We start from the raw sequence: 24564 nt of genomic DNA, 5'->3' as shown, positions 1-24564 counted from the left end.
GCTCAGCGCGTCAATGCGGACAGATCACGCGCACCCAGGGAGGTGAAGAGCGCCACTGCCTCGTCCGTGCGGCCCAGCCCGGCCAGGGCCCGGGCCTGCTCGTAGCGGTCGCCGATCCGCGTCGACTTGGCCAGCGCCTCGCGGTGCAGGGCCCGCGCCTCCTCCTGCGCGCCGAGCGCCTGCAGCGAGAAGGCGAGGTCGTTGGCGGCCAGGCACTGCCCGGACACGTCGGCGACCTGCTCCATCTGCTCGCGGGCGGCCCGCTGGCAGGCGATCGCGTCCTTGACCCGGCCGGCGATGCGGTGCGCGGTGCCGAGCTTCGAGAGCGTCTCGGCGGCGCCGTACTGGTTGTAGGAGTCCTGCTTGAGCAGCAGCGCCCGGCGCAGCAGGCCGGTGGCGACGCCGAGGTGGCCGAGGTGCAGATGGACGAGGCCCAGCTCGCCCATCATGATCGCGACCGGGCGGACCCCGCCGAGGCGCCGCGCGACCGCCATCCCGCGGCGGTTGGCCACGAGGGCCTGCGCGTAGTTGCCGGCCTGCGTGTGCACGACGCCGATCATGTTGTGCATCTTGAACTCGAGGCTCGCGGGCACCACATAGTCCGGATGACGCTGCGGCACCCGGGACGCGGCCTCGGCGGCGGCGATCGCCTCCGGATACTGGCCCAGCTTGGTCAGCAGCATGGCCCGGTTCGTGAGCGCGGTGCCGACCAGCCGGGGCAGGCCGTCGCGCTCGGCGATCTCGACGACCAGCTGCAGCGTGGCGAGCGCGTCGGCGATGCGGCCCATGCGGAAGTACACGGCGGCCTGGTAGTTGCGCGACTCCGCCTCCAGCTCGCCGTCGCCGAGCGCGACGGCGGCGGCGATCGCCCGCTCGTACAGGTCGAGCTGCGTCTCGCCGAACCCGACGCCGAACAGGAACGGCGACACCGCGCGCGTCATCAGGCAGGTGTGCCGGTGCAGGCCCGACTCGGCGGCGAGCCGGGCGACGGACAGCACGTTGGGCAGCTCCCGGTCGAGCCAGCGCCGCGCGTCACCGAGCGTGGCGAAATGCTTCGCGGTCGGTGGCGGCGGGCCGAGCCGCAGCACCGTCTTCGCGTCGGACAGCTCCATGAACCGGGTCGCGCTGACGACGCTGTGCAGGTAGTGGTCGAGCAGCCGCCTGACGGCCGGTGCCGTGGCCGCGCCGGCCAGCTGCGCGGCGTAGTCGCGCAGCAGGTCGTGCAGCCGGTACCGCCCGGCCGCCGGCGCCTCGACCAGGTGCACGTCGACGAGGTCCTCCAGCAGCGCCTCGGCCTCGGCCGGCGGCAGGTCGGCGAGGGCCGCCGCCGCGGACGGCTCGAAGTCCCCCGGCGGATGCAGTCCAAGCACGGCGAAAAGATGCTGCAGCGGTACCGGAAGGTGCTGGAACGACAGCGTGAACGCCGCGGCGACGGTCCGGCCGTCGACGGCGAGCTCCGGCAGGCGGCGGTCGGCGGTGCGCAGCCGCGCCACCAGGTCGGCGACGCTCCAGCTGGGCCGGTGCTGCAGCCGGGCGGCCGCCAGCCGGACCGCGAGCGGGAGCCGCCCGCACAGCTCGGCGACCTCGGCGGTGGACGCCGGGTCGGCGAACGCCCGCTCGCCGACGGTGCGCCGCAGCAGCTCGACGGCGTCCTCGATCGGCAGTACGTCGAGCGAGAGCGGCTGCACGCCGTCCAGCCCGCCGAGCCGCCGCCGGCTGGTGATGATCACCGCGGTCTGCGCGCTGCCGGGCAGCAGCGGCAACACCTGGGCGGTGTCGAGAGCGTTGTCGAGCAGGACGAGCACCTGCCGGTCGGCCAGCTCGGTGCGCCAGAGCATGGCCCGCTCGTCGAGTCCTTGCGGGACCCGTTCGACGGGTACCTCGAGCTGGCGCAGCAGCAGGCCCAGCGCCTCGCCGGGGTCGAGCGGGGTGCGGTCGCTGTGGCCGCGCAGGTCGAGGTACAGCTGCCCGTCGGGGTAACCGTCGGAGACGGCGTGGGCGGCCCGCACGGCCAGGGTGGTCTTGCCCGTGCCGGCCATGCCGTCGATGGCGATCACGGCCTGCCGCCCGTCGCTGAGCGCGTCGACGATGCGCTGCACGGTCTCGGCCCGGCCGGCGAAGTCGGCGATGTCGCGGGGCAGGCAGCGGGCCGGCCGCCGGATGCCGCCCCGGGAGACGTGCGGCATGAGCAGCAGCGTCACGTCGCCGTTGAGGATGCGCCGGTGCAGCTCGACCAGCTCGGCGCCGGGCTCGATGCCCAGCTCGTCGTTGAGCAGCGCCCGCCCTCGCCGGAACACGGCGAGGGCGTCGGCCCGCCGGCCGGTGCGCGCGAGCGCGGTCATCAGGTGGCCGCGGAACTGCTCGTTGAGGGGAAATCGTTCGACGAGGTCGGCCACCTCGGCGAGGATCTCCTCGGCGAGGTCGAGCTGGAGCTCCAGGTCGAGGCAGAACGCCATGGCGGCGGTCCACTGCTCGTCGAGGTGGGCGGCGGCCGCCCGTACCGTCTCGGAATCCACGTCCGCCAGCGGACGCCCGCGCCACAGGGCCAGCGCGGACCGGAGCTCGTCCCGCGCGCCGGTCAGGTCGCCCTCGGCGGCGCAGGCCCGCCCCCGCTCGACCCGGGTGGCGAACAGGGCGGCGTCGAGGTCCTCGGGGCCGACCTTGATCCGATACCCCGCGGGCTCGGTGATGACCAGGTCCTCCGGCAGGCCGGCCCGCCTGAGGAGCTGGCGCAGCCGGGAGACGCAGCTGTGGACCTGGGCGCGCGCGGTCGGCGGCGGATGCGTGTCCCACAGCGCGGTGATGACCTGTTGCACGGGCACGAGTTGCCCCTCGCGGAGCAACAGCAGGGCGAGTAGCACCCGTTCGCGGGGCGCAGCGACCGTGATTTCGGTAACCGGTGTGCGAATCAGCACCGGCCCCAAGATCGAAAACCTGGTCGAATTGCGCATAACCACCCTCTGTGCGGCCGCCGCCTCCCCTCGAAGCTGCACGCTGAACACTCGATGGTAGTCAGATGAGAGCGGCAAGAGAGCAGCGGCGGCGACCCTTTTTCACTGGAAGGCAAGCGCGTGCCGGAATGCGTCCAGGACTTGCTCAGAACCCCCGTCTTCTTACTCAGGCGGAGCCCTGTTCATTACTCCCGGACGAACGGGGATGTTTCGGTCGCGCGCACCTTTTTCGGGGTGAGGGGCCGCGCCCAACGACGGGTGCGGCCCCCGAACCGCTGGCCCGCGAAGGGTTGCGCTGGCCGGTCTCTCGCTGACGGCGTGTGCGCCCGGCGTGGACGCGCCGAATGCGGCAATGGCCCCGTTCGGGGCGCATCGCGGCTTTCCGGGCCGGCGGGAGTCGTGGCGGCTCGCCGATCCCGCGTTCGTGGTGCCGCCGGGCCACGCGAGTGACTCTCGGCTGGTCGGCACTTTATCCGATTTTCCGGATATGTGCGCGGGTGGGCCACTTGGCCTGCTCGACCTGGACGCCTGGCGGACCGAGGCGGCGGTGTGCTCCGGCGAGGGTCGGGACCTCGGCGGAGGTGCTGCTCGTCCGCCTGCGCTGTCACGTCTGAAGTTCGCGCTCGTACGCGGCCAGGGTGTCGACGAACAGCTGGCGCTCCTGCGGGGTGAGCGGTTCCAGCACCTTCCGCCAGGCGTGCGCACCCCGCGACAGCCAGGCGTCGATGGCCGGACGTCGACGGTCGGTGATGCTCACGATCGCCCGGCGGCGGTCGGCCGGGTCCTCCGCCCGCTCCACCACGTCGGCCCGGCTGAGCTCGGCGACCATGAGGCTCACGGTCGTCGGCGCGACCTCCAGGCGCTTGGCGAGTTCGTTGACGCCGAGGGGTCCGTCGAACAGGAGGTACGAGAGCAGCGACAAGTGCCGCGGCGCGAGCGACAACGACTGCAGCTCGGCCGGCACGGGGATCCGCTTCGCGCGCCCCACCATGCGCGGCATGAGCAGCAGCAACATCCGCACACCGTCGTCGACGCCGAGGCCCGTTGACATACCTTTGTCTCCAAAGTAATTTTGCTGGCAAAGCTTTCCACATCGTAGGGGGTCGCATGCCCACCACCGCCGACCGCTTGCGCGCGGCGGCCCGCCAGCTCGCCGACATCCACAACGGCCTGCGCGCCGACCTCGACCGCCTCCGATCCGGCGAGGCACTCCCCGAGCGCCTGGCCGAGCACTGCGTGGCGTTCTGCGCGTCGCTGACGGCCCACCACACCGGCGAGGACACGCTCGCCTTCCCGTTCCTGGACGATGCGCTGCCGGAGCTGACGCCGGTCCTCGACCGCCTCCGCCGCGAGCACGCCGTGGTGGCCGAGCGGATCCGCGAGCTGCGCGCGCTGGCCACCGATCCGCACGCCCTCCGCGAACGCGTCGACAGCCTGGCGGCCGAGCTCGACGAACACTTCCGCTACGAGGAGGCGGCGCTGATCCCAGCCATCGAGGCACTCCCCTGAGGGGCAGCACCCTATGTAGAGATGCGATACAGTGGCCCGGTGCGAATGACCGTGACCACAGCGCAGGTGCTGGCGGCGCTGCTCGCCGATCCGGCGGCGGACCGCTACGGGCTGGAGCTCATCCAGGCCACCGGACTCGCCAGCGGCACGCTTTACCCGATCCTGCACCGGCTCCAGGAGGCGGGCTGGGTGACCGCGCTCTGGGAGGACATCGACCCGGCCGAGGCCGGGCGGCCCGCCCGCCGGTTCTACCGACTGACACCTGACGGGGTCGAGCAGGCCCGCGACGCGCTGGCCGAGCTGCACCGCCGCACGGCCGTCCCGACCACCAAGAACGCCTCGGGCACCGTGAGGCCGGCGTGGTGACCGCGCGGCTGGCCGAGGCCCTGCTGCGGGCGGCGGCACGGCGCTGGCCGGCACCGATCCGCGACGAGCTGCACCGCGAGTGGGCGGCCGAGCTGCACGTCCTGGGCGAGGCCGGACGGCCGTGGGCGATGCTGCGCTACTCCGGAAGTCTCGCCCTCGCCCGCCCCGCCCGGCAGCCGATGTCCGCCGCCATGCGACTGCGCCAGCTGTGGCATGCCGTCCGGCTCGTGCTCCTCGCTCCGGTCATCGGGTTCGTCCTGCTCGCCGCGAGCGTGGTGGTCATGAGCGTCGTGGTCCACCGGATTCCGTATGGGAGCGGCGCGTTCGACCCGATGGACCTGCAGATGCCGATGATCACCGGGCTCTGCGTGCTCGGGGCGCTGCTGCTCGCGCTGCTCGGCCGCCGGTGGAGCCTGCCCGACCGCCCGGCGACGCTCGTCGCGGCCGTGACGGTCCCGCCGCTGGCGATCTGCCTGCTCTTCTACGCCGTCTCCAACAACACCGACAAGATCAGGCTGCACGGCCCGGCCTACCTGCTGTATTTCGGCGGCCTCGCGCTCCTGCTGGCCTGGGCCGGGCACCGCGCCAGGGCCGGCCGACGACGTTCGGCACGATGGCTCGCCATCGCCGGCGCGGTCGTGCTGGCCGACGTGGCGACGATGGTGCCGGTGCTCAACTCCGCCCAGCACCCCGACCCGCAGGGTGCCCCCCTGTGGCTGTTCGTGGTGCTCACCGGCCAGAACCTGGGCATCCCGGCCTGGCCGGACGCGTTCCTCGTCGGCGACATCGCCGAGTTCGACCCGGTGCTCTACCTGGTGTTCACCGGCTTCGCCATAGGCGCGGCGCTCGGCCGGAGGCCCGCGCCGGCCGGGGCAACGGTCGAAGCAACGCCCGGCGGAAGGGTCGCCTGACGGCTAACCAGCACCCCTCGGCAGGCGGACCGTGACCACGAGCCCGCCACCCTCCCGCGGCACCGCCTGCACGTCGCCGCCGTGGGCGCGGGCCACCGACAGGACGATCGACAACCCGAGCCCGGAGCCCTTCGCCGTCACCAGCCGTTCCGGCCCCAGCCGGCGGAACGGCTCGAAGAGGGCCGGGACGTCGTAGGGCGGGACGACCGGGCCGCTGTTGCTGACCTCCAGCTCCGCCCCGCCGCCCGGCGCCGAACGGCTGGCCACATGCACCCAGCCGTCCACGACATTGTGGCGGACGCCGTTCTCGACCAGGTTGTGCACCAGCCGCTCCAGCAGCAGCGCGTCACCCAGCGTCGGAGCGGCGTCCGCCGACTCGGTGACGTCGACGCGCGCCTCGTCGGCCTCGTCCTTGGTCTGGGCCACCACGTGGGTGACCACGTCGGCGAGGTCCACCGGCGAGCGCTCGGCGATCTCGTGGTCGGCGCGGGCGAGCAGCAGCAGGCCCGAGATGAGCCGCTCGTGGCGGGCGTTGATCTGCAGCAGGCTCTCGCCGAGCTGTATGACGTCGGGCGAGGCGGTGCGGCGGTGCATCGCCAGCTCGACCAGGGCGCGGTTCAGCGTGAGCGGCGTGCGCAGCTCATGGGAGGCGTTGGCGACGAAGCGGCGCTGGCCGTCGAAGGCGTGGTCCAGCCGCTCCACCATCCGGTCGAAGGTGTCGGCCAGCTCCTTGACCTCGTCCAGCGGGCCGTGCAGGTCGATGCGCTGCTGCAGGCTGCGGTCGGTGGCGGGGGCGGCGGCGATCCGGCGGGCCGTGGCGGTGACGCGGTGCAGCGGGGCGAGCATGCGGCCCGCGACCACCCAGCCGGAGGCGGCCGCCGCGGCGGCGACCAGAGCGAGGGCGATCGCGCCCTGGGTGAGCAGCGAGGTCGTCGCCGCGTCCTGCAGTTCGGCCTGCTGCCGGCGCATCCACTCGAGGGCGGCCTCGCCGGTCAGGGTGGTGCCGTCGCGCCGGAGGACCATCACTTGACGGTTCATGCCGGGCTCGTCGGGAAGGTAGCCCCCGACGGAGTCGGACAGCTGCTTGCTGAACAGCAGGTAGGTCACGCCGAGCAGGGCCATGCCGGCCAGCAGGAACAGGCCGCCGTAGACGAGCGTCAGGCGGAGCCGCAGCGTGGGACGGAAGCTCATGCGATCCGGTACCCGACACCCGGCGTGGTCTCGACGACCGGCGGGTCGCCGAGCTTGCGGCGCAGCTTGAGGATCGTGAGCCGCACCGCCCCGGTGAACGGGTCGACGTGCTCGTCCCACGCCTTCTCCAGCAGGTGCTCGGCCGACACCACCGTCCCCTCGGCCCGCAGGAGCTCAGCCAGTACCGCAAACTCCTTCTTCGACAGCGGGACATATCGCCCGTCGCGGGTCACCTCGCGCCGGGCCGGGTCCAGCGTGATCCCGGCCCGCCGCAGCACCGGCGGCACCAGCGGGCGCGACCGGCGACCCAGCGCCAGCACCCGCGCGGCCAGCTCGGGGAACGCGAACGGCTTCGTCAGGTAGTCGTCGGCGCCGATCGACAGCCCGGCGACCCGGTCGCCGATCTCCGCGGCGGCGGTCAGCATGAGCACGCGGGCCGCCGACGAGGAGCCCGAGCCGACCACGGTCCGGCAGACGTCGTCGCCGTGCACGATCGGCAGGTCCCGGTCCAGGACGACCACGTCGTAGTCGTTGACCTCGATGCGCTCCAGCGCGGCCGCGCCGTCGAAGGCCACGTCGACCGCGTGGGTCTCCTCGCGCAGCCACTCGGCGATCGCCTCGGCGAGCATCCGTTCGTCCTCCACCACCAGCACCCGCATCGCTCAAGGTTGCCACCGGTGGTGTTTCCCCGCCGTTATCACCAGCGCAAACGCTCCGGAAACGGGCCACCGCGTTGCATGGGCCGCCGGACGAACCCACCGAAACAGGAGCGACCATGCGACGACACCTGTATGCCGCGACGGCCGTACTCGCCCTCGCGCTCACCGTGGCCGGCTGCGGCGGCAAGGCGGAAGAGACGGGCACCCAAGCCAGCCCCAGCGCCAGCGCCGACCCCGGTGCGAAAGCGCTGAAGTTCGCCCAGTGCATGCGGGAGAACGGCGTCAACGTGCCGGACCCGGAGCCCGGCAAGGGCGTGATGATGAAGTTCGACGGCTCGGTCAGCCAGGAGCAGGTCCAGAAGGCGATGGAGGCCTGCCGCGAGTGGGCGCCGCAGGGCATGAACGGCGGCGGCGGAGGGGACCCGCAGCAGGAGGCCCGGATGCGCAAGTACGCCCAGTGCATGCGGGCCAACGGCGTCGAGGCGTTCCCCGACCCCGACGGCACCGGCATCCGCCTGGACAAGAGCGTCGCCGACGACCCCGACTTCAAGGCCGCGGAACAGGCCTGCGCGAAGGAGCTCCAGCAGTGAGGCGCCCCGTCGCGCTCACCGCGGCGGTCGTGATCATCGCCGGCGGCGCGGTGACGTTTGCCCTCACCGCCGCCGACCGCGGTGAGGGCACGAAGACCTCCAGCGCGCTGCCGCCGGCCACCGCGCAGGTCACCCGGCAGACGCTGCAGGAGACGCTCGACGTCGACGGCGAGCTCGGCTACGGCCCGACGCTGACCGCGACCGCCCGCAGGCCCGGCACGGTCACCTGGCTGCCGGCCGCCGGCGCCGAGGTGACCCCGGGACATCCGCTCTACCGGCTGGACAACGCGCCGACGGTACTGCTGAGCGGCACCGTCCCGGCCTATCGCGCGATGGCGCCGGGCACCGAGGGCCCGGACGTCGCCCAGCTGGAGCAGAACCTGCACGCGCTCGGCTATCGCGGCTTCACGGTCGACGACGAGTACACGGACGCGACCGCCGACGCCGTCGAGCGGTGGCAGGACGACCTCGGCCTGCCCGAGACCGGCGTCGTGGAGCTGGGCCGGGTGGTCTTCGCGGCCGGCACCGTCCGGGTCGACTCGCTGGAGGCCGAGGCCGGCCAGCCGGCGGCGCCGGGGCAGCGGCTCCTGACGTACACCGGGACAACGAAGGTCGTCACCGTCGACCTCGACGTCGACGACCGCGCCGTCGCCAAGCCCGGCGCCACGGTGTCGGTCACGCTGCCCGGCGGCAAGCGCACCCCCGGCAAGGTCACCGAGGTGGCGACGGTCATCGAGCCCGGCGCGGGCAACAACGCCGACCCGACCACCCGGATCGAGGCGCTCGTCGCCCTCGACGACCAGGCGGCGACGGCCGAACTCGGGCTGGCGTCGGTCGACGTGACGTTCACGGCGGCCCGGCGCGAGAACGTGCTCACCGTGCCGGTCGCCGCGCTGGTCGCGCTGGACGGCGGCGGCTTCGGCGTCGAGGTCGTCGACGGCGCCACGACCCGCCACGTGCCGGTGACGACGGGGCTCTTCGCCGGCGGCCGCGTGGAGATCACCGGCGACGGCCTGGCCGAGGGCGCGACCGTCGGGATGCCGAAGTGATTTTCCTGGAGCGGGTGATCAAGGTGTACAGCGGGAGCGTCACCGCGCTGGACGGCGTCTCGACGCACATCGAGCGCGGCGAGCTGGCCGCGATCGTGGGCCCCTCGGGCTCGGGGAAGTCGACGATGCTGAACATCGTCGGCACGCTGGACCGGCCGACGTCCGGCACGGTGCGCATCGACGGCCAGGACGTGGCCCGCCTGAACGACCGGCGACTGTCGGAGCTGCGGGCGACCCGCATCGGGTTCGTGTTCCAGCAGTTCCACCTCGCCGGCGGTACCAGCGCGCTCGACAACGTCGCCGACGGGCTGCTCTACACCGGGACGCGCCGGCCCGAGCGGCGCCGGCGGGCGGCCGAAGCGCTGGAGCGGGTCGGCCTCGGCCACCGCCTCGACCACGACCCGCACGAGCTGTCGGGCGGCGAGCGGCAGCGGGTCGCCATCGCGCGGGCGGTGGCCGGGCGCCCGCCGCTGCTGCTGGCCGACGAGCCGACCGGCGCGCTCGACTCGCAGTCCGGCGCCGGGGTGATGGCGCTGCTGCGCGACCTGCACGCCGGCGGCACCACGGTCGTCGTCATCACCCACGACCGCGAGATCGCCGACAGCCTGCCCCGCCAGATCCGGATGCGCGACGGCCGCATCGTGGAGGACACCGCGGCGGTGCACGCGTGAGCGCCCGGCTCAGCCCGGGCGACGTGGTCCGGGTCGGCGGGGTCGGGCTGCGCACCCGCCCGATGCGGGCCTTCCTCTCGGCGCTCGGCATCGCGATCGGCATCGCGGCGATGGTCGCCGTGGTCGGTATCTCGTCCTCGTCGGGCGCCGAGCTCGACCGGACGCTGTCGGCGCTGGGCACCAACCTGCTCACCGTCTCGCCGGGCCGCACCATCCTCGGCGAGGACGCGCAGCTGCCCCTGGAGTCGGAGGCGATGATCGCCCGCATCGCGGCGGTCGAGGCGGTGTCGGCGATCGGCCGCGTCGATGCCAAGGTGTACCGCTCGGAGCACATCCCCACGGCCCAGACCAACGGCATCGCCGCGTACGCGGCCCGGCAGGACCTGCTGGCCATCACCGGCGCGACGCTGCGCGGCGGAGCGTGGCTCAACCCGGCGACGGAGCAGTTCCCGTCGATCGTCCTCGGCTCCGCCGCCGCCGAACGCCTCGGCATCGGCTCGGCGGGCCCCGACACCCAGGTGGTCGTCGGCGGCGTCCGGTTCACGGTCATCGGCATCCTCGACCCGGTGCCGCTGGCGACGGAGCTCGACAGCGCCGCCCTCATGGGCTGGCCGGCCGCGGCGCGGTGGCTCGACTTCGACGAGCACCCGACCACGGTGTACACCCGGTCGGTGGAGTCCCAGCTCCCCTCGGTCCGCGACCGCCTGGCCGCCACGGCGAACCCGTCGGCGCCGAACGAGGTCGACGTGTCCCGCCCGTCCGACGCCCTGGCCGCGAAGCAGGCCACCAGCCAGGCGTTCGCCGGCCTGCTGCTCGGCGTGGGCGCGGTGGCCCTGCTCGTCGGCGGCGTCGGCGTGGCGAACACGATGGTGATCTCGGTGCTGGAGCGCCGCCCGGAGATCGGCCTGCGCCGGGCCCTCGGCGCGACCCGCGGCCAGATCCGCACCCAGTTCCTGGCCGAGTCGCTCCTGCTGTCCGCCCTGGGCGGCGCGGGCGGCGTGCTGCTCGGCGCCGCGGTGACGGCCGGCTACGCCTCCTACAAGACGTGGCCGGTGGTGATCCCGCCATGGGCCCTGGCCGGCGGCGTGGCGGCGACGCTGCTCATCGGCGCGGCCGCGGGCCTCTACCCGGCCACGAAGGCGGCCCGCCTGTCACCGACCGAGGCGCTGCAGACGCCGTGACGACGCCAGCGGGGAGGGCGGCCACCGCCTTCCCCGCTCGCCGCCCTAGACCTCGGCGCTCCTGCGCAATCCGCGGCGGCCGGTTCTTGCGGCCACGGTGCCGAAACCTGTTCCACCGCAGGCTCCTCAACGAGGCCCCGGCGGAACGTGATCGAGGCCGACCGGTCAGCGGTGCTCCATGACCAGGGCGAACGAGGTGCCCGGGGCGAGGGCCTCGTAGGCGTGCGGGACGTCGCCCGCGAACGAGGCGTAGTCGTGGACGTCCAGGTCGACCGGGGAGTCGGCCGGACCGACCCGCAGGTGGCCGCTGATCATCAACACGTGCTCCACCGTGCCGGGCAGGTGGGGGTCGGCCTTCCTCGCGCTGCCCACCTCGACCGTCATCAGGTAGATGTCGCGCCGGACGCCCGGCGGGCACGTGGCCAGCAGGGTGCCGACGAAGTCGGCCTGCTCGGACCTGATCGACGGGCCCTCGCCGGCCCGGATCACGCGCGGGGCCGTCGGCGGGGGCTCCACCAGGCGGCTGAACGGGACGTTCAGCGCCACCGCCAGGGCCCACAACGTCTCGATATTCGGGTTGCCGGCGCCCGACTCCAGCTGGCTCAATGTCGACTTGGCCACCCCGGCGCGCTTCGCCACCTCGCTCAGCGACAGGTTCGAGCGCTCGCGCTCGCGGCGCAGGGCGGCCGCGATCAGGTCCAGTGGGGCCTTGCGTGGGTCCATGCGACGGCATCCGTTCGGTGAAACGAACGAGTCATTCGACTTGACGAACGACCGGGACAGGTTCAGCATACCGAACTATGCGTTCGATAATCCGAACGGGAGATTCGCCCCGGCGAACGCTCGACCCGATCGCCCGCGACGTCGCCGCACTGTGCGCCGCGGGCGTGGTGGTCGGGCTCTCGTTCGGCGCCATCGCCTCCGCGGCCGGGCTGCCGCTGTCGCAGATCGTTGCGATGTCGCTGTTCGTCTATGCCGGCGGTGCGCAGTTCCTGGCTGTCGGGCTGGTCGGGGCCGGCGCCACGACCGTCGCGGTCGTGGTCGCGGGGCTGCTGCTCAACGCGCGGCACCTGCCGTTCGGGCTCGCCATCGGCAGCGCGCCGCTCGGCGACCGCTGGGCGGCCCGGCTGCTCGGCAGCCACCTGATGACCGACGAGTCGGTGGCGTTCGCGCTGGCCCAGGAGGACCCCGCCCGGCGGCGCCGGGCCTACTGGATGACCGGCATAGGGCTGTTCCTGACCTGGAACATCGCGTCGGCGATCGGCGCCGTCGCCGGCAGCGCGCTCGGCGACCCGAACACGTTCGGGATCGACGCCGCCTTCCCCGCGGCCCTGCTGGCCCTGACATTGCCGTCGCTCAAGGACAAGGCATCGATGCGGGTGGCGATCGGCGGCGCCGCCTTGGCGCTCGCGACCACGCCGTTCCTGCCGGCCGGCCTGCCGGTGCTCGTGGCGCTGGTCGCGTTGGCGCTCGCGCTGCCGGTACCGTCGCGAAAAAGGACAGCCGCATGAGCTGGGTCGTCATCCTCGCCCTCGCGGGCGGCACGTATGCGTTGCGCCTGGCCGGCCCGGTGCTGCGGGACCGCCTCTCGGTCTCCGAGACCGTGAAGCGCTACCTGACGCTCGCCGCGGTCGCCCTCCTGGCGGCGCTGATCGGCACGGCGGCGCTGCTGGACGGCACCGAGTTCGTCGGGATCGCGCGCCCGGCCGGCGTCGTGGTCGGCGCCGTGCTGGCCTGGCGGCGCGCGCCGTTCGTCGTCGTAGTGGTCGCCGCCGCACTGACGGCGGCCCTGCTCAGGCTGGCCGGAGTGCGGTAACTACAGTCGAGGGATGCCCGACTTCGCGTTCTCACCCCTGCTGCCGCTCGGTCCGGACACCACCGAATACCGCCTGGTCACCAGCGACGGCATCGGGCGCGAGGGCCGGTTCCTGACGGTCGAGCCGGAGGCGCTGACCCGCCTCACCGACGAGGCCATGCACGACATCGCGCACTTCCTGCGCCCGGCCCACCTGACCCAGCTCCGCTCGATCATCGACGACCCGCTCGCCTCGGCGAACGACAAGTTCGTCGCCCTCGACCTGCTGCGCAACGCGAACATCGCCGCGGGCGGCATCCTGCCGATGTGCCAGGACACCGGCACCGCGATCGTCATGGGCAAGCGTGGGCGTTTTGTCCTGACCGACGGCAACGACGAGGCGGCCATCGCGCGGGGCGTCTACGACGCGTACACGCGGCTCAACCTGCGGTACTCGCAGCTGGCTCCGCTGACGATGTGGGACGAGAAGAACACCGGCTCGAACCTCCCGGCGCAGATCGAGCTCTACGCCGAGGGCGACGACGCGTACAAGTTCCTGTTCATGGCCAAGGGCGGCGGCTCGGCGAACAAGAGCTACCTCTATCAGGAGACGAAGGCGCTGCTCAATCCCACGCGGATGATGCAGTTCCTGGAGGAGAAGCTGCGGCTGATCGGCACCGCGGCCTGCCCGCCGTACCACCTGGCGATCGTCATCGGCGGCACGTCCGCCGAGCACGCGTTGAAGACGGCGAAGCTGGCGTCGGCGAAGTACCTCGACACGCTGCCCACGTCGGGGACCGCGGTCGGGCACGGCTTCCGCGACCTGGAGCTGGAGGCAGAGGTACTGGAGCTGACGCGCAACTTCGGCATCGGCGCCCAGTTCGGTGGCCGCTACTTCTGCCACGACGTGCGCGTGGTCCGCCTCCCGCGGCACGGCGCCTCGTGCCCGGTCGCGATCGCGGTCTCGTGTTCGGCCGACCGCCAGGCGGTCGGGAAGATCAACGCCGAGGGCGTCTGGCTGGAGCAGCTCGAGCGCGACCCGGCCCGCTTCCTGCCGGAGGTCACCGACGAGCACCTGGACGACGACGTGGTGCAGGTCGATCTCAACCGCCCGATGGCGGAGATCCGCGCCCAGCTCTCGCAGCTGCCGGTGAAGACCCGGCTGTCCCTGACCGGCCCGCTGGTGGTGGCCCGCGACATCGCCCACGCCAAGATCGCCGAACGCCTGGACGCCGGCGAGCCGATGCCGTCGTACCTGCGCGACCACGCGGTCTACTACGCCGGCCCGGCCAAGACCCCGGAGGGCTACGCGTCGGGCTCGTTCGGCCCGACGACGGCCGGCCGCATGGACGCGTACGTGGAGAAGTTCCAGGCCGCGGGCGGCTCGATGGTGATGCTCGCCAAGGGCAACCGCTCGAAGCAGGTGACCGAGGCCTGCAACACGTACGGCGGCTTCTACCTGGGCTCGATCGGCGGCCCGGCCGCGCGGCTGGCCCAGGACTGCATCAAGCACGTCGAGGTCATCGAGTATCCGGAGCTGGGCATGGAAGCGGTCTGGAAGATCGACGTGGTCGACTTCCCGGCCTTCATCGTGGTCGACGACAAGGGCAACGACTTCTTCGCCGAGGTGACGAAGCCGACGCTGACAGTGCAGATCGGCCGCCGGTAAGGATTGGTGCGGGTGCCCGAGGTCGAGGTCGGCCTCGGGCATGTTCATTGCTCTGCCGTCTGAGCTACCTCCAGGGCCGGCCGGGAGGGCTGGAATCGAACCAGCGACCCATGAGTTACGAAGTATCCGTGGCCTGCGCACCGGGCACCCGCTGACGCTGTCAGCCGCTCCCGAGATCAATTCGGCCGACGGTCTACCGCCGCGCTGACGCGCGACGTCTCGGATTCGAACCGGGTTTGCCAGAAGGAACCGTCGGCCTGCACACCGGGAGCTGCTGCGACCACGCTAGCAACGGGCCCGGCGGTTGTCGCGACCATTTCTCACCCGCCGCGGAGACCGGGAGTGATGCACCCGCGACCGCGCGTCAGCGAGTACGGCCGGCTGTGCGCGAGGCCATGCGCCCTCGCAGAACGACGACACCGCGCGTGACGTCAATACGTTCTGCAGACCAGCTCCATCGCTGTGCACGAGAAAGGTGCTGTGTAGTGGCCAAGTACGAGACTGCGCGGAAACGGCCGGGCCCGGTCGTGCTGGTGACCATTCTCTCGGTGCTCGCCGTCGTCGTGATCATTGTGGCTGCGCTGCTGGTCGGCGGCGCGATCGGAGGGCTGGCCACCGCGTTGGTCGCCCTCGCCGGCGTGCTCGGCGCGCTGGCCAGCGTCCTCGCGGCGGCGAACCGCCGGCCGCGCCGCTGAACCCCGAGGCCGGTTCGCCGCCGACCGGACGACCCCGGTCTGCTCGGCGGCACCGGGCGACAGCCGGAAGGAATGGGTCGATCGGGTAAGTCACGAAGCGCAGCGCACCGGTGACATGACGGCCGGCGTTGCCTATGCTTGTCGATGGATGTCTTGTCGAGCGACCGCTCGCCGGGACGTGCCCTGCTCCAACGAGTCCAAGTGGGGGGACGCACGTGGACCGCATCGCACGCCAACCGGAGCCGACGCCGCCTCCGTTCGAAGACCTGCGCAACACGCCACTTGCCCGGATCCCGATCGATCGGGCTGCCCAGGTAGCCCGCGTCAACGACCGCAGCGAGGGCCAACCGGCCCCGGTCGGTGTCGCGGCATTTGGTTCCGCCATCTAGCTCGTGCCGCTCAGCCAGTTCGTGCTGAAGATCGCCAGTCGTTGCGATCTTTCGTGCGACCACTGCTACGTGTACGAGCACCCGGACCAGAGCTGGCGCCGGCAGCCCATCGCCATGGCGCCGGAAACGGTCGCCCAGGTGGCGGCTCGCATCGCCGAGCACGCCACACAGCACCGGCTCGGGTCGGTCCGGGTGATCCTGCACGGCGGCGAGCCTCTGCTCGCCGGGGCTGACGGACTGCGTGCCGTGGCGACCGAGCTGCGCCGCCGGATCGATCCGGTGACGCGGCTGGAGCTCGGCATGCAGTCCAACGGGCTGCTGCTCACCCCGCAGATCTGCGACGTGCTCGTCGAGCACGACGTGCGGGTCGGCATCTCCCTCGACGGCGACCAGGCCGCCAACGACCGCCACCGCCGCTACGCCAACGGCGCCAGCAGCCACGCCAAAGTCCGGGACGCGCTCGCGCTGCTCCGCCGGGACGAATACCGAAAGGCCTACGGCGGCATCCTCTGCACGGTCGACATCGACAACGACCCGATCGCGGTGTACGAGGCACTGCGCGCCGAGCAGCCGCCACATGTCGACTTCCTGCTGCCCCACGCCAACTGGGACCGCCCGCCCGAGCGCAACGGCAAGCCGACGCCGCACGCCGACTGGCTGCTCACGATCCACCGGCGCTGGGTCGCCGACGGGCGGCCGATGCCGATCCGGCTGTTCGACGCGATGTCCGGCGGCCCCAGCCACACCGAGGCGGTCGGGCTGGGCCGAGCCGACCTGGTGGTCATCGAATCCGACGGCACCTTCGAGCAGGTCGACTCGCTGAAGACGGCCTTCGACGGCGCCGCCGCGACGGGGCTCGATGTCTTCCGCAACAGCGTCGACGACGTCGCCGACCACCCGATGATCGCTATCCGGCAGACCGGACTCACCGGCCTGTCCGCCACCTGCCGCGCGTGCGCGATCGTGCATCAGTGCGGCGGCGGCCAGTTCACGCATCGGTACCGCACCGGCTCCGGCTTCGCCAACCCGTCGGTCTACTGCGCTGACCTGCAGGAGCTGATCGCCGCGATGCCGCCGCCCCCGAACGACCGGCTCGCCGGCACCGTCCTCGACGACCTCGCCACGGGCGGCGGCGGACCCGGCTCGATCGAGCAGCTCGTCGCCGTCCACGAGGGCATGGTCCGCGCCCTGCTGCGCGACCTGAGCCGCTCCGTCGATGCCGTGCCGCTCGCCGCCGCGGGCTGGGACCTGCTCGCCCGCCTCGACGAGGAGTCGCCGGACGCGGTCCGCACGGTGCTCAACCACCCGTTCGTGCGCAGCTGGGCGGCCCGCTGCCGGACGGCCGGCCCCGGCCCCGACCTGGCCCGCTTCGCCGGCGTGGCGGCCGCGGCGGCGATTCACGCCGGCGCCGACGCCCGCCTGGCCCTCCCGGTCCACAAGGGACGGGTGACCCTGCCCGGCATCGGCTCGTTCGAAGTGGACGGCGAGGCGGCCGACCTGGCCGTCGTCGGCGGCGAGTTCGAGCTGCGCACCAGCCGCCAGCGCTGGCAACCGGCGCGAACCCTGGGCACGGTGCTGCTCGAGGACACCGACCCCGACCGGGACTGCTTCGACGACCTGGAGGTCGCCGACCGCCTCGACGACGGCGAGGTCAAGCGCTGGCACGACCTCCTCGACGGCGCCCTCCGCATCATCGACGCGACCCCGTACGGGCCTGGCGTCCGCGGCACCCTGCGCGCCGTCGTCCCGCTGCGCCCCGATGCCGCCGGCCGGGAACGCAGCGCGGCGGCCCGCGACGCCTTCGGCGCGGTCGCCGTCGCACCGGTCACCGACCCGGCGGCGCTCGCGGTGTTGCTCGTGCACGAGGTACAACACGTGAAACTCGGTGCCGTCCTGGACGTGACCGCCCTGTTCGACCGCGCCGACCGGCGAACCGTGCGGGTGCCGTGGCGCGAGGATCCGCGCCCGGTGGAGGGCGTCCTGCAGGGCACGTACGCGTTCGTGGCGGTGGCCGACCTGTGGCGCGCACGGCCCGGCCCGACGGCCGACCAGTACCGGGCCTGGGCCTCCGGCGCCGTGGACGCCCTGCTGGAGGGCGGCGGGCTGACCCCGGCCGGGCAGGAGTTCGTCAGCCGGCTCCGCTCGACGCTGGACTCCTGGTAAGGCCGCGGTGATCGCACAAGAGCCGGACGCCCGATCATCGGAAGCCGTAACTGTGATGCGTTCCGGCTGGCAACCGTCGATATCTTTGGAATGCCGAATGGGAACCCGGGGAGCGGTCCGTGGTCGAACAACATCCGCCACAGGCGCCGGACCGGCGTGCCCCGGTGTTCTTCCTCAGCTACGCCGAGACACCCCGCAGGGACTGGGTGCGACAGTTCTTCGAGGAGCTCTCGGACCATGTGGCTGAGCTGATGGGGTTCCCGGCGAGCGGCGACGTGGGTTTCATGAACGTCAACATGGGTGCCGGCCGGGTCTGGTCCAAGGAACTGGCCTTCGCCGTCGGCCACTGCAGCGTCTTCGTCGCCCTGCTCTCGCCGCGGTATTACACGAGCGAGTGGTGCGCCCGCGAGTGGCACGCCTTCGCCAGCCGCCTACCGGACAACATCCTGGCGCCGGAGGACACTGCGATGCTCCCGGTGATCTGGACCAAGAAGGGCGTCGCGGCGCCCGCCATGATCGACCGGCTGCAGCGCTTCCAGCCGATCCCGCCGCCCGACGGCATCGAGCGCCGCTACGGCAGGGAGGGCGTGTACGGGCTGCGCGTCCGGCAGCTGGAGTCGTCGGACTACGACATGGTGGTCTGGCGCCTCGCCAACGAAATCGCCGATCTGGCCGAGCGCCTCCACGTGCCGTCGAAGGTGGCGACGGACTTCGAGGGGCTGCCCGGCGCTTTCGAGGAGGAGCCGTCATGAGCACGGTCACCGGCGAGCCCGAGACGTATTTCTTCCTCAGCTACGCCCACTCGGTACCGCTGTCGGAGAAGGCCCGCCCCGACACCGACTACTGGGTGAAGCAGTTCTTCCAGGACCTCTCGGCGGCGGTCGCCGGACACCCGCAGCGCAACGAGGAGCTGGACGCGGGCTTCTTCGACGGCCTGCTGCCGGCCGGCGCCGACCTACGGACGCTGCTCACCGAGGCGCTCGGCGCCGCACACGTGTTCATACCGCTGTACTCCAAGAACTACTTCGGCAACCGGTGGGCGACCGGCGAGCTGGACGCCTTCCGGACCCGCCTGGCCGATGCCGGCACGCAGCACGCCGAGCGACACATCGTGCCGGTGCTGTGGAGCCCGCTGGACTCGTGGGACGACCGGGCTCAAGAGGTCGCCGCGGCGCTGGCCATCATCGACGAGGACGCCCCCGAGCGGGCCGATTACGCGCAGAACGGGCTCCGCGCGCTGTGCAAGCTCGGCGCCTACCGCATGCAGTACATGCGGATCGTGCAGGCGGTGGCCGAGCGGATCGTGGTCGTGACCCGCGCCCATCCGCTGCCGCGGTCGAAGCCGCCGACCGCGATCCAGCCCCACGCGACCGACCCGCGCGACGCCCGGCTTGTCGTCACCATCCTGACCGGCGAAAAGGGCGCCGGCTGGCGGCCCTACCCGACCGAGCACGAGCTTGTGCTGGCCGACTACGTGGCGGCCACGGCCGACCGCCTGGGCATGCCGGCGACCGTGCTCGACCTCGCGGGCGCGGCCGAGTGGTCGCCGGTGAAGCCGACCGTGCTGCTGATCGACCCCGACCTGACGGCGCGGAACGCGTTGGCGGCAGTCGATGCGCTGCCCCGGTGGGTGGTGCCGCTCGTGGTGGTCGGCGACGACCAGCGTGGCGCGGCCGGCGCTGACGCCGTCGCCGCTACGCTGCAGGACGCCGGCTTTCCCAAGGTGCTGCCCGCGCGCACGGCGAGCGAGTTCGAGCGGGCCGTCCCGATACTGGTCACCGAGGCCAACAAGCAGTTCCTCCGGCTCGGTCCCGTCGACCCGCCGGCAGGCCCCGCAACGCCCCGGCCAAGGCTGCGCCCGGGCACCGCTTCCGACGATCGGCAAGGGCAGGGAGACGCGCGATGACGCAGGACCGCGAAGGCCAGGTCATCACCTTCTACTCCTACAAGGGTGGTACCGGGCGCACCATGGCCCTGGCCAACACGGCCTGGATCCTGGCCGCCAACGGCAAGAAGGTCCTCGTCGCCGACTGGGACCTGGAGTCGCCCGGTCTGCACCGGTTCTTTGCCGCCTTCATCGACTCCGAGGCGCTGGCCACGACCGGCGGCGTCATGGACCTCATCGGCGACTACGACGCCGCGGTCGCCGCCGCCAAGCGGCCCGACGGCTCCCTGATCGAGCGGCCCGCTGACTGGCATCTCGACTACGCCAAGGTCCAGACGTACGCGTTCACCCTGAAGTGGAAGTTCGAGAGTGGCGGCTCGCTGGACATCCTGCTGGCCGGCAAGTCCACCCCCGACTACGTCGCGAGCGTCACCGGCCGGGACTGGGACAACTTCTACAACCGGCTCGGCGGAGCCCAGTTCTTCGACGCGCTGCGCGAGGACATGAAGCGCCACTACGACTACACGCTCATCGACAGCCGCACCGGGATCAGCGACGTCGCCGAGATCTGCACGATCCACCTGCCCGACGTGCTCGTCGACTGCTTCACGTTCTCCAACCAGGGCATCGAGGGCGCCGCCGAGGTGGCCGAGCGGGTCGCGATGTACGAGGGGACCCGCCCGCGCCGGGTGCTGCCGGTGCCGATGCGCGTGGACGAGGGCGAGAAGAACAAGGCCGACGCCGGCCGCGCTCTGGCGATGCAGAAGTTCAGCGACCTGCCGCAGGGGATGACCGGCGCCGAGCGGCGCGCATACTGGCTGAGCGTCGAGGTGCCCTACCGGGCGTACTACGCGTACGAGGAGATCCTCGCGACCTTCGGTGACCCGCCCGGAAGCCGGAACTCGCTGCTGCCGGCCTACGAGCGGCTGACCAGCTACATCACCAACCGCGAGATCACCGAGCTGCCGCCGATAGACGAGGCGCTGCGCACCGCGACAGTGGCGAAACTGGAGCGCAGGCCCGCCATCCGCGACGAGGTGCTCCTGCTGCGGCACACGCCGGCCGACCAGGCTTGGGCCGAGTGGATCCAGGCGGTGCTCACCAACGCGAACCTGCGCGTCGTCGACCTCGCGATGTCCGAGCGCACCGAGTCCGACCAGTCGATGCCGGTGCGGGACGTCGTGCTGCTCTCCAAGTCGTACCTCGACGCCACCGGCCGCCGGTCCGAACTCGGCCGGCCACCGGGCACGCTCGCGATCCACCTCGACGGCACGCCGCCGATGCTCGACATCCCGCTGGCCAACTGGATCTTGCTGGACGGGCTCGGCGAGGAGCAGTCGCTCGAGCAGCTGCTGACCCTGGTCGGCCGGGTCGGCAGCCGTGCGGCCGGCGGGCGGTTCCCGCGCCTGCCCCGCTTTCCCGCCGAGCCGGCGCCGGTGTTCCGCGCGCCGGCCCGCAACATGCTGTTCACCGCCCGCGAGGCGCTGATGTCGAACCTGCGCGAGGAACTGCGGACGGGCGGGCCCGGCCCGGTCGCACTGGTCGGCGGCGCCGGCATGGGCAAGACCCAGCTGGCGATGGAGTACGCCTACCGGTTCCGCGGCGCCTACGACATCATCTGGTGGATCTCAGCCGACCCGCCCCAGTTCGTCGACATGGGCATCGTCGACCTCGGCGCCGCCCTCGAGATCCCGCGGCAACCGACGGTCCCGGACCGGATCCGCGCCGTCGACAACCGGCTGAGCCGGCGCGACGCCGCCGGTCCCCTGCGCTGGCTGCTCGTGTTCGACAACGTCGAGAAGTACAACGCGATCGAGGAGTACCTCCCGCGCGGCGACGGCCACCTTCTGCTCACTACCCGCGACCAGGTCGAGGCCGTCACCCACGCCCGGATCGTCAACGTCGACAAGTTCCTGCCGATCGAGAGCGTCGGGCACCTGCTGTCCCGGGTCAGGACGTTGGATCCCGCCGATGCGGCCCGGATCGCCGAGATGGTCGAGCACGTGCCGATCTTCGTCGCGCTCGCCGGCGCATGGCTGGCCGAAACCAAGCGCACCGCCACCGACTACCTGTCCCGACTGGGCAGCCCCGACCCGTCGGAGCCCATCGTCGACCGGGTCCATGTGTGGAACGTGTCGCTTGAGCGGCTGGCCGAGCGCTCGCCGGCCGCCTACCGGCTGCTGCAGCTCGCGTCGGTGCTCGCCCCGGAGATCTCCCACGACCTGCTCCGCAGCGAGGTGGCGGCGCGCATCATCGCCGAGCACGACAAGGACGTGGCCCGGCAGCTGCGGCTGCGGGCCAACGTGGGCGACATCGCGGCCACCATCGTGCAGCACATCAACCGGCTGGCCCTCATCAAGCTGGAGGCCAACCAGCTGCAGATCCACCGGCTGCTACAGAATGCGCTCCGCCGCCGCATGTCCGCCGAAGAGCTGGACGGCGTCACGCGGGACGTGCACCGGCTGCTCGTCGGATCACGCCCGACGGGTGAGGTCGAAGACCCGGAGATCCAGGAGCAGTTCCGCATCCTCTGGCCGCACCTCGACGGCGCCAAGCCGGAGGAGAGCGACTCGGACGACGTCCGCGCCCTGCTCATCGACCGCATCCGGTACATCTACGTGCTCGGCGGTTACGAACAGGGCGAGGCCTACGCCGAAGAGGTGAACGCGGCGTGGACGGCTCAGCTCGCGCAGCTCGAGCCGGACAGCGCCGAGCACGACCGACTGCTGGTGCGGCTCCTCGAGCTCCGGTTCAACCTGGCCAACCTCAAGCGCAGCCGCGGCAAGTTCCAGGAGTCGTACGACCTCAACGCCGACACCCTGCGCCGGCAGGAGGCGCTCCTCGGCCCCACCGATGCGCGCACCCTGGCCACCGCGAGCAGCCTCGGCGGTGACCTGCGCGCGCTCGGCCGCTACGACGACGCGCTCGAACGCGACCAGCAGACCTACCGCGCGTCCGTCGACGCGCTCGGCGAGGAGCACCGCCGGACGCTGATCTTTGCCAACAACCTCGGCGCGTCGCTCCGGCTGGTCGGTGACTTCCAGCAGGCGCGGCGGATCGACGAGGACACCTACGACCGATGGGTCCGGGTGTCCGGCGAGCACCACCCGCGGACGCTTCGCTCCGCCAACAACCTCGGCCGCGACCTGCGCGAGGCGGGCGAGTACGGCAACTCGGTGGACCTGCTGCGCGAGGTCGTCAAGGGGTACCAGAAACTCTACGGCGACCAGTACCGCGAAGCGCTGACGGCGCAGACGAACCTCGCGGCGTCGCTGCGTGGCACCGGCCAGATCCAGGAGGCGGCGCGGCTGCTCGACCAGGCATACCACGGCCTGAAGGACAGCTACGGGCCGACCAGCCCCGACACCGCACTCACCCGGCTGAGCCGGGCCGCCAACCTCCAGCTGCAGGGATTGGCCGCCGAGACGCGGCAGGAGCTGGTCGAGACCGAGGTACAGCTGGTCGGCATGTTCGGCACCGATCACCCCTACGTGCAGGTGTGCCGCGCCAACCTCGCGGTCACCCTGGCCGACGCCGGAGACGCGAACGGCGCCCGGGCGCTGACCGCCGCGACCACCGTCGCCCTCGACGCACAGCTCGGACCCAAGCACCCGATCGCGATGGCGGTGGCCAACAACCACGCGGTGTTCACGATCAGCACCGGCGACCTGGACGACGGGCGCGACCTGCTGTCGAAGGCCCTCGACCGGCTGCGCGAGGAGCTCGGCAACGACCACCCCGACACGCTGCGGACGGCCGGCAACCTCGCGATCGCCAACCAGTCAAGCCCGGAGGCGCCGCGACTGGAGCGGATCCGCATCGCCGACCAGCTGGCCAACCGGATCGGCCAGGACCACCCGAGCGTGCTCGCCCTCCGCGAGGGCCGCTACATCCGCCGGATCCTCGACCCGCACCCCTACTGAGCGGCGCGGGCCCCGCTCAGGGCCTCGTCGCGGGCGGTCGGCTGGGCGCCATCGCCGGCCGCCCAGCGCAGGACGCGGGGGATCTCCTGCATCGCGTCGAAATGCGCCTTGCCGGGCTCTACGAAGATCTTGGCGCCGGGGATCCGGGCGGCCAGCCACGCGGAGTGGCTGGCCGGCGCGAACGTGTCGTCGGCGCCGTGCCAGATGCGGACCTCGGTGTCGATCGACTCCAGGTCCACCTTCCAGTTGCCGCGGAGGGCGAGCACGTCGTCGACCCAGCCATACGGCCCGGACCGCAGCCCTTCGCGATGGGTCTCGATCACGATCTGACGCAGAGCGGAGCTGTTCAGGGCCCGACGGTCCGCCGGGGTCATGTACTCGAAAAGCTCGTCGAGCAGCAGCTTCGGATTCTGCCGGACCAGCTCGGCGCGGCGGAGGATCTCGTTCTCGATCTCGACGGTCGCCTCGGCGCCGAGACCGAAGCCCCGCACGTTGTCCGCGTTCATGCCCTTGAACCACTCCACGTCCGTGGTGTCCGGCGGAGCGAAGCTGACGAGCACGGCCACCCGGGTCACCCGGCGGCGCAGGATGTCGTCCGCGGCGCAGGCCAGCGCGTGGGGGCCGCCGCCACTTCGCCCGACGACCGCGAAATGGTTCAGCCTCAGCTTCTCGGCGATGGCCTCGACGTCACGCGCGGCGTCCTCGACGAGGCGACCGGACCGGCGGTCGGAGTCGCCGTACCCCGGCCGGTCGTACGTGATCAGACGGATGCCGAGCCGGTGCAGGACGCTGCCGCGGGGACGGGGGCCCTTCCGGCTGCCGGGCGTGCCGTGCAACAGGAAGACGGGGAAACCGTCCGGCGCCCCTGAGGTGTCGAAAGCGACCTTCAGGTTGTCGCCGCGGATGGCGAACTGGGGCCCGGGATCCCCGTCAAGGATCACTGCAGCCTGCCTTCCACGTCTTGAAC

The 24564-nt window shown here is 72.2% G+C and carries 21 protein-coding genes; 15 read left to right on the top strand and 6 right to left on the bottom strand.

The window, feature by feature from the left end; translation table 11 throughout:
* Window positions 1-2 precede the first annotated feature (2 nt).
* Window positions 3-2951, bottom strand: a complete 2949-nt coding sequence (locus IEZ31_RS23115; RefSeq protein ID WP_268241684.1) for an AfsR/SARP family transcriptional regulator — start codon at window positions 2949-2951, stop codon at window positions 3-5.
* A 604-nt stretch (window positions 2952-3555) separates the two neighbouring features.
* Window positions 3556-4002 (bottom strand): MarR family winged helix-turn-helix transcriptional regulator, encoded by a 447-nt coding sequence (locus IEZ31_RS23110; protein ID WP_190252020.1) that lies wholly within the window; start codon window positions 4000-4002, stop codon window positions 3556-3558.
* 56 nt (window positions 4003-4058) lie between these two features.
* On the opposite strand from IEZ31_RS23110, the gene IEZ31_RS23105 reads away from it, so the two are divergent.
* From IEZ31_RS23105 to IEZ31_RS23095, 3 genes are read left to right on the top strand one after another with little or no spacing between them, the layout of a single operon-like run.
* Window positions 4059-4460 carry a hemerythrin domain-containing protein gene (locus IEZ31_RS23105; protein WP_190252019.1) on the top strand — a complete coding sequence of 134 codons (402 nt, stop codon included), beginning with the start codon at window positions 4059-4061 and terminating at the stop codon, window positions 4458-4460.
* A gap of 45 nt (window positions 4461-4505) precedes the next feature.
* Window positions 4506-4826, top strand: coding sequence for a PadR family transcriptional regulator (locus tag IEZ31_RS23100; RefSeq protein ID WP_373294670.1), 321 nt, complete (start codon window positions 4506-4508; stop codon window positions 4824-4826).
* A complete protein-coding gene (locus tag IEZ31_RS23095; protein WP_190252017.1) occupies window positions 4820-5737 on the top strand; it encodes a hypothetical protein in 918 nt (305 codons plus the stop codon). The genes IEZ31_RS23100 and IEZ31_RS23095 overlap by 7 nt, the downstream gene beginning before the upstream one ends.
* A 3-nt stretch (window positions 5738-5740) precedes the next feature.
* On the opposite strand, the gene IEZ31_RS23090 is transcribed toward IEZ31_RS23095, so the two are convergent.
* Entirely contained in the window at window positions 5741-6928 is a 1188-nt protein-coding gene (locus IEZ31_RS23090; RefSeq protein WP_190252016.1) for a sensor histidine kinase, read from the bottom strand.
* Window positions 6925-7587, bottom strand: a complete 663-nt coding sequence (locus IEZ31_RS23085) for a response regulator transcription factor (protein ID WP_190252015.1) — start codon at window positions 7585-7587, stop codon at window positions 6925-6927. The genes IEZ31_RS23090 and IEZ31_RS23085 overlap by 4 nt, the downstream gene beginning before the upstream one ends.
* Before the next feature lie 116 nt (window positions 7588-7703).
* Between IEZ31_RS23085 and IEZ31_RS56750 the strand changes: the two genes are divergently transcribed.
* From IEZ31_RS56750 to IEZ31_RS23070, 4 genes are all read left to right on the top strand, one after another.
* On the top strand, window positions 7704-8177 hold the full coding sequence (locus IEZ31_RS56750; protein WP_229835758.1) for a hypothetical protein: 474 nt from the start codon (window positions 7704-7706) through the stop codon (window positions 8175-8177).
* Window positions 8174-9226, top strand: coding sequence for an efflux RND transporter periplasmic adaptor subunit (locus IEZ31_RS56745; protein WP_229835757.1), 1053 nt, complete (start codon window positions 8174-8176; stop codon window positions 9224-9226). The genes IEZ31_RS56750 and IEZ31_RS56745 overlap by 4 nt, the downstream gene beginning before the upstream one ends.
* Window positions 9223-9897: an ABC transporter ATP-binding protein gene (locus IEZ31_RS23075; RefSeq protein WP_190252013.1), complete on the top strand. Its 675-nt coding sequence runs from the start codon at window positions 9223-9225 to the stop codon at window positions 9895-9897. Before IEZ31_RS56745 ends, IEZ31_RS23075 begins: the two co-directional genes overlap by 4 nt.
* Window positions 9898-9959: 62 nt before the next feature.
* Window positions 9960-11078, top strand: coding sequence for an ABC transporter permease (locus IEZ31_RS23070; protein WP_190252060.1), 1119 nt, complete (start codon window positions 9960-9962; stop codon window positions 11076-11078).
* Window positions 11079-11243: 165 nt separating this feature from the next.
* Here the strand turns inward: IEZ31_RS23070 and IEZ31_RS23065 are convergent, their stop codons facing one another.
* On the bottom strand, window positions 11244-11801 hold the full coding sequence (locus IEZ31_RS23065; RefSeq protein ID WP_190252012.1) for a helix-turn-helix domain-containing protein: 558 nt from the start codon (window positions 11799-11801) through the stop codon (window positions 11244-11246).
* A 77-nt stretch (window positions 11802-11878) separates the two neighbouring features.
* Between IEZ31_RS23065 and IEZ31_RS23060 the strand changes: the two genes are divergently transcribed.
* The 8 genes from IEZ31_RS23060 (at window position 11879) to fxsT (ending at window position 23597) form a co-directional block, all read left to right on the top strand.
* Window positions 11879-12589: an AzlC family ABC transporter permease gene (locus tag IEZ31_RS23060; RefSeq protein ID WP_190252011.1), complete on the top strand. Its 711-nt coding sequence runs from the start codon at window positions 11879-11881 to the stop codon at window positions 12587-12589.
* Window positions 12586-12894, top strand: a complete 309-nt coding sequence (locus IEZ31_RS23055; protein ID WP_190252010.1) for an AzlD domain-containing protein — start codon at window positions 12586-12588, stop codon at window positions 12892-12894. Before IEZ31_RS23060 ends, IEZ31_RS23055 begins: the two co-directional genes overlap by 4 nt.
* A 13-nt stretch (window positions 12895-12907) precedes the next feature.
* Window positions 12908-14542, top strand: coding sequence for a fumarate hydratase (locus IEZ31_RS23050; protein ID WP_190252009.1), 1635 nt, complete (start codon window positions 12908-12910; stop codon window positions 14540-14542).
* Window positions 14543-15027: 485 nt separating this feature from the next.
* Complete coding sequence (locus IEZ31_RS23045) at window positions 15028-15237, top strand: hypothetical protein (protein ID WP_190252008.1); 210 nt, start codon at window positions 15028-15030, stop codon at window positions 15235-15237.
* Window positions 15238-15629: 392 nt separating this feature from the next.
* Window positions 15630-17789 (top strand): FxsB family cyclophane-forming radical SAM/SPASM peptide maturase, encoded by a 2160-nt coding sequence (locus IEZ31_RS23040; RefSeq protein ID WP_190252007.1) that lies wholly within the window; start codon window positions 15630-15632, stop codon window positions 17787-17789.
* 119 nt (window positions 17790-17908) lie between these two features.
* Window positions 17909-18541 (top strand): TIR-like protein FxsC, encoded by a 633-nt coding sequence (locus IEZ31_RS23035; RefSeq protein ID WP_190252006.1) that lies wholly within the window; start codon window positions 17909-17911, stop codon window positions 18539-18541.
* Window positions 18538-19695 (top strand): TIR-like protein FxsC, encoded by a 1158-nt coding sequence (locus IEZ31_RS23030; protein WP_190252005.1) that lies wholly within the window; start codon window positions 18538-18540, stop codon window positions 19693-19695. The genes IEZ31_RS23035 and IEZ31_RS23030 overlap by 4 nt, the downstream gene beginning before the upstream one ends.
* Window positions 19692-23597, top strand: coding sequence for an FxSxx-COOH system tetratricopeptide repeat protein (gene fxsT, locus IEZ31_RS23025; RefSeq protein ID WP_190252004.1), 3906 nt, complete (start codon window positions 19692-19694; stop codon window positions 23595-23597). Before IEZ31_RS23030 ends, fxsT begins: the two co-directional genes overlap by 4 nt.
* Here fxsT and IEZ31_RS23020 read toward each other — a convergent pair.
* A complete protein-coding gene (locus IEZ31_RS23020) occupies window positions 23591-24538 on the bottom strand; it encodes an alpha/beta fold hydrolase (RefSeq protein ID WP_190252003.1) in 948 nt (315 codons plus the stop codon). The two genes, fxsT and IEZ31_RS23020, sit on opposite strands and share 7 nt — an antisense overlap.
* Between the last annotated feature and the right edge of the window lie 26 nt (window positions 24539-24564).

It is taken from the genome of Dactylosporangium sucinum (assembly GCF_014647515.1).
Lineage (GTDB): Bacteria > Actinomycetota > Actinomycetes > Mycobacteriales > Micromonosporaceae > Dactylosporangium > Dactylosporangium sucinum.
Note: the sequence above shows the minus strand (reverse complement) of the source record. Positions and strands in the feature narration are given on the sequence as shown.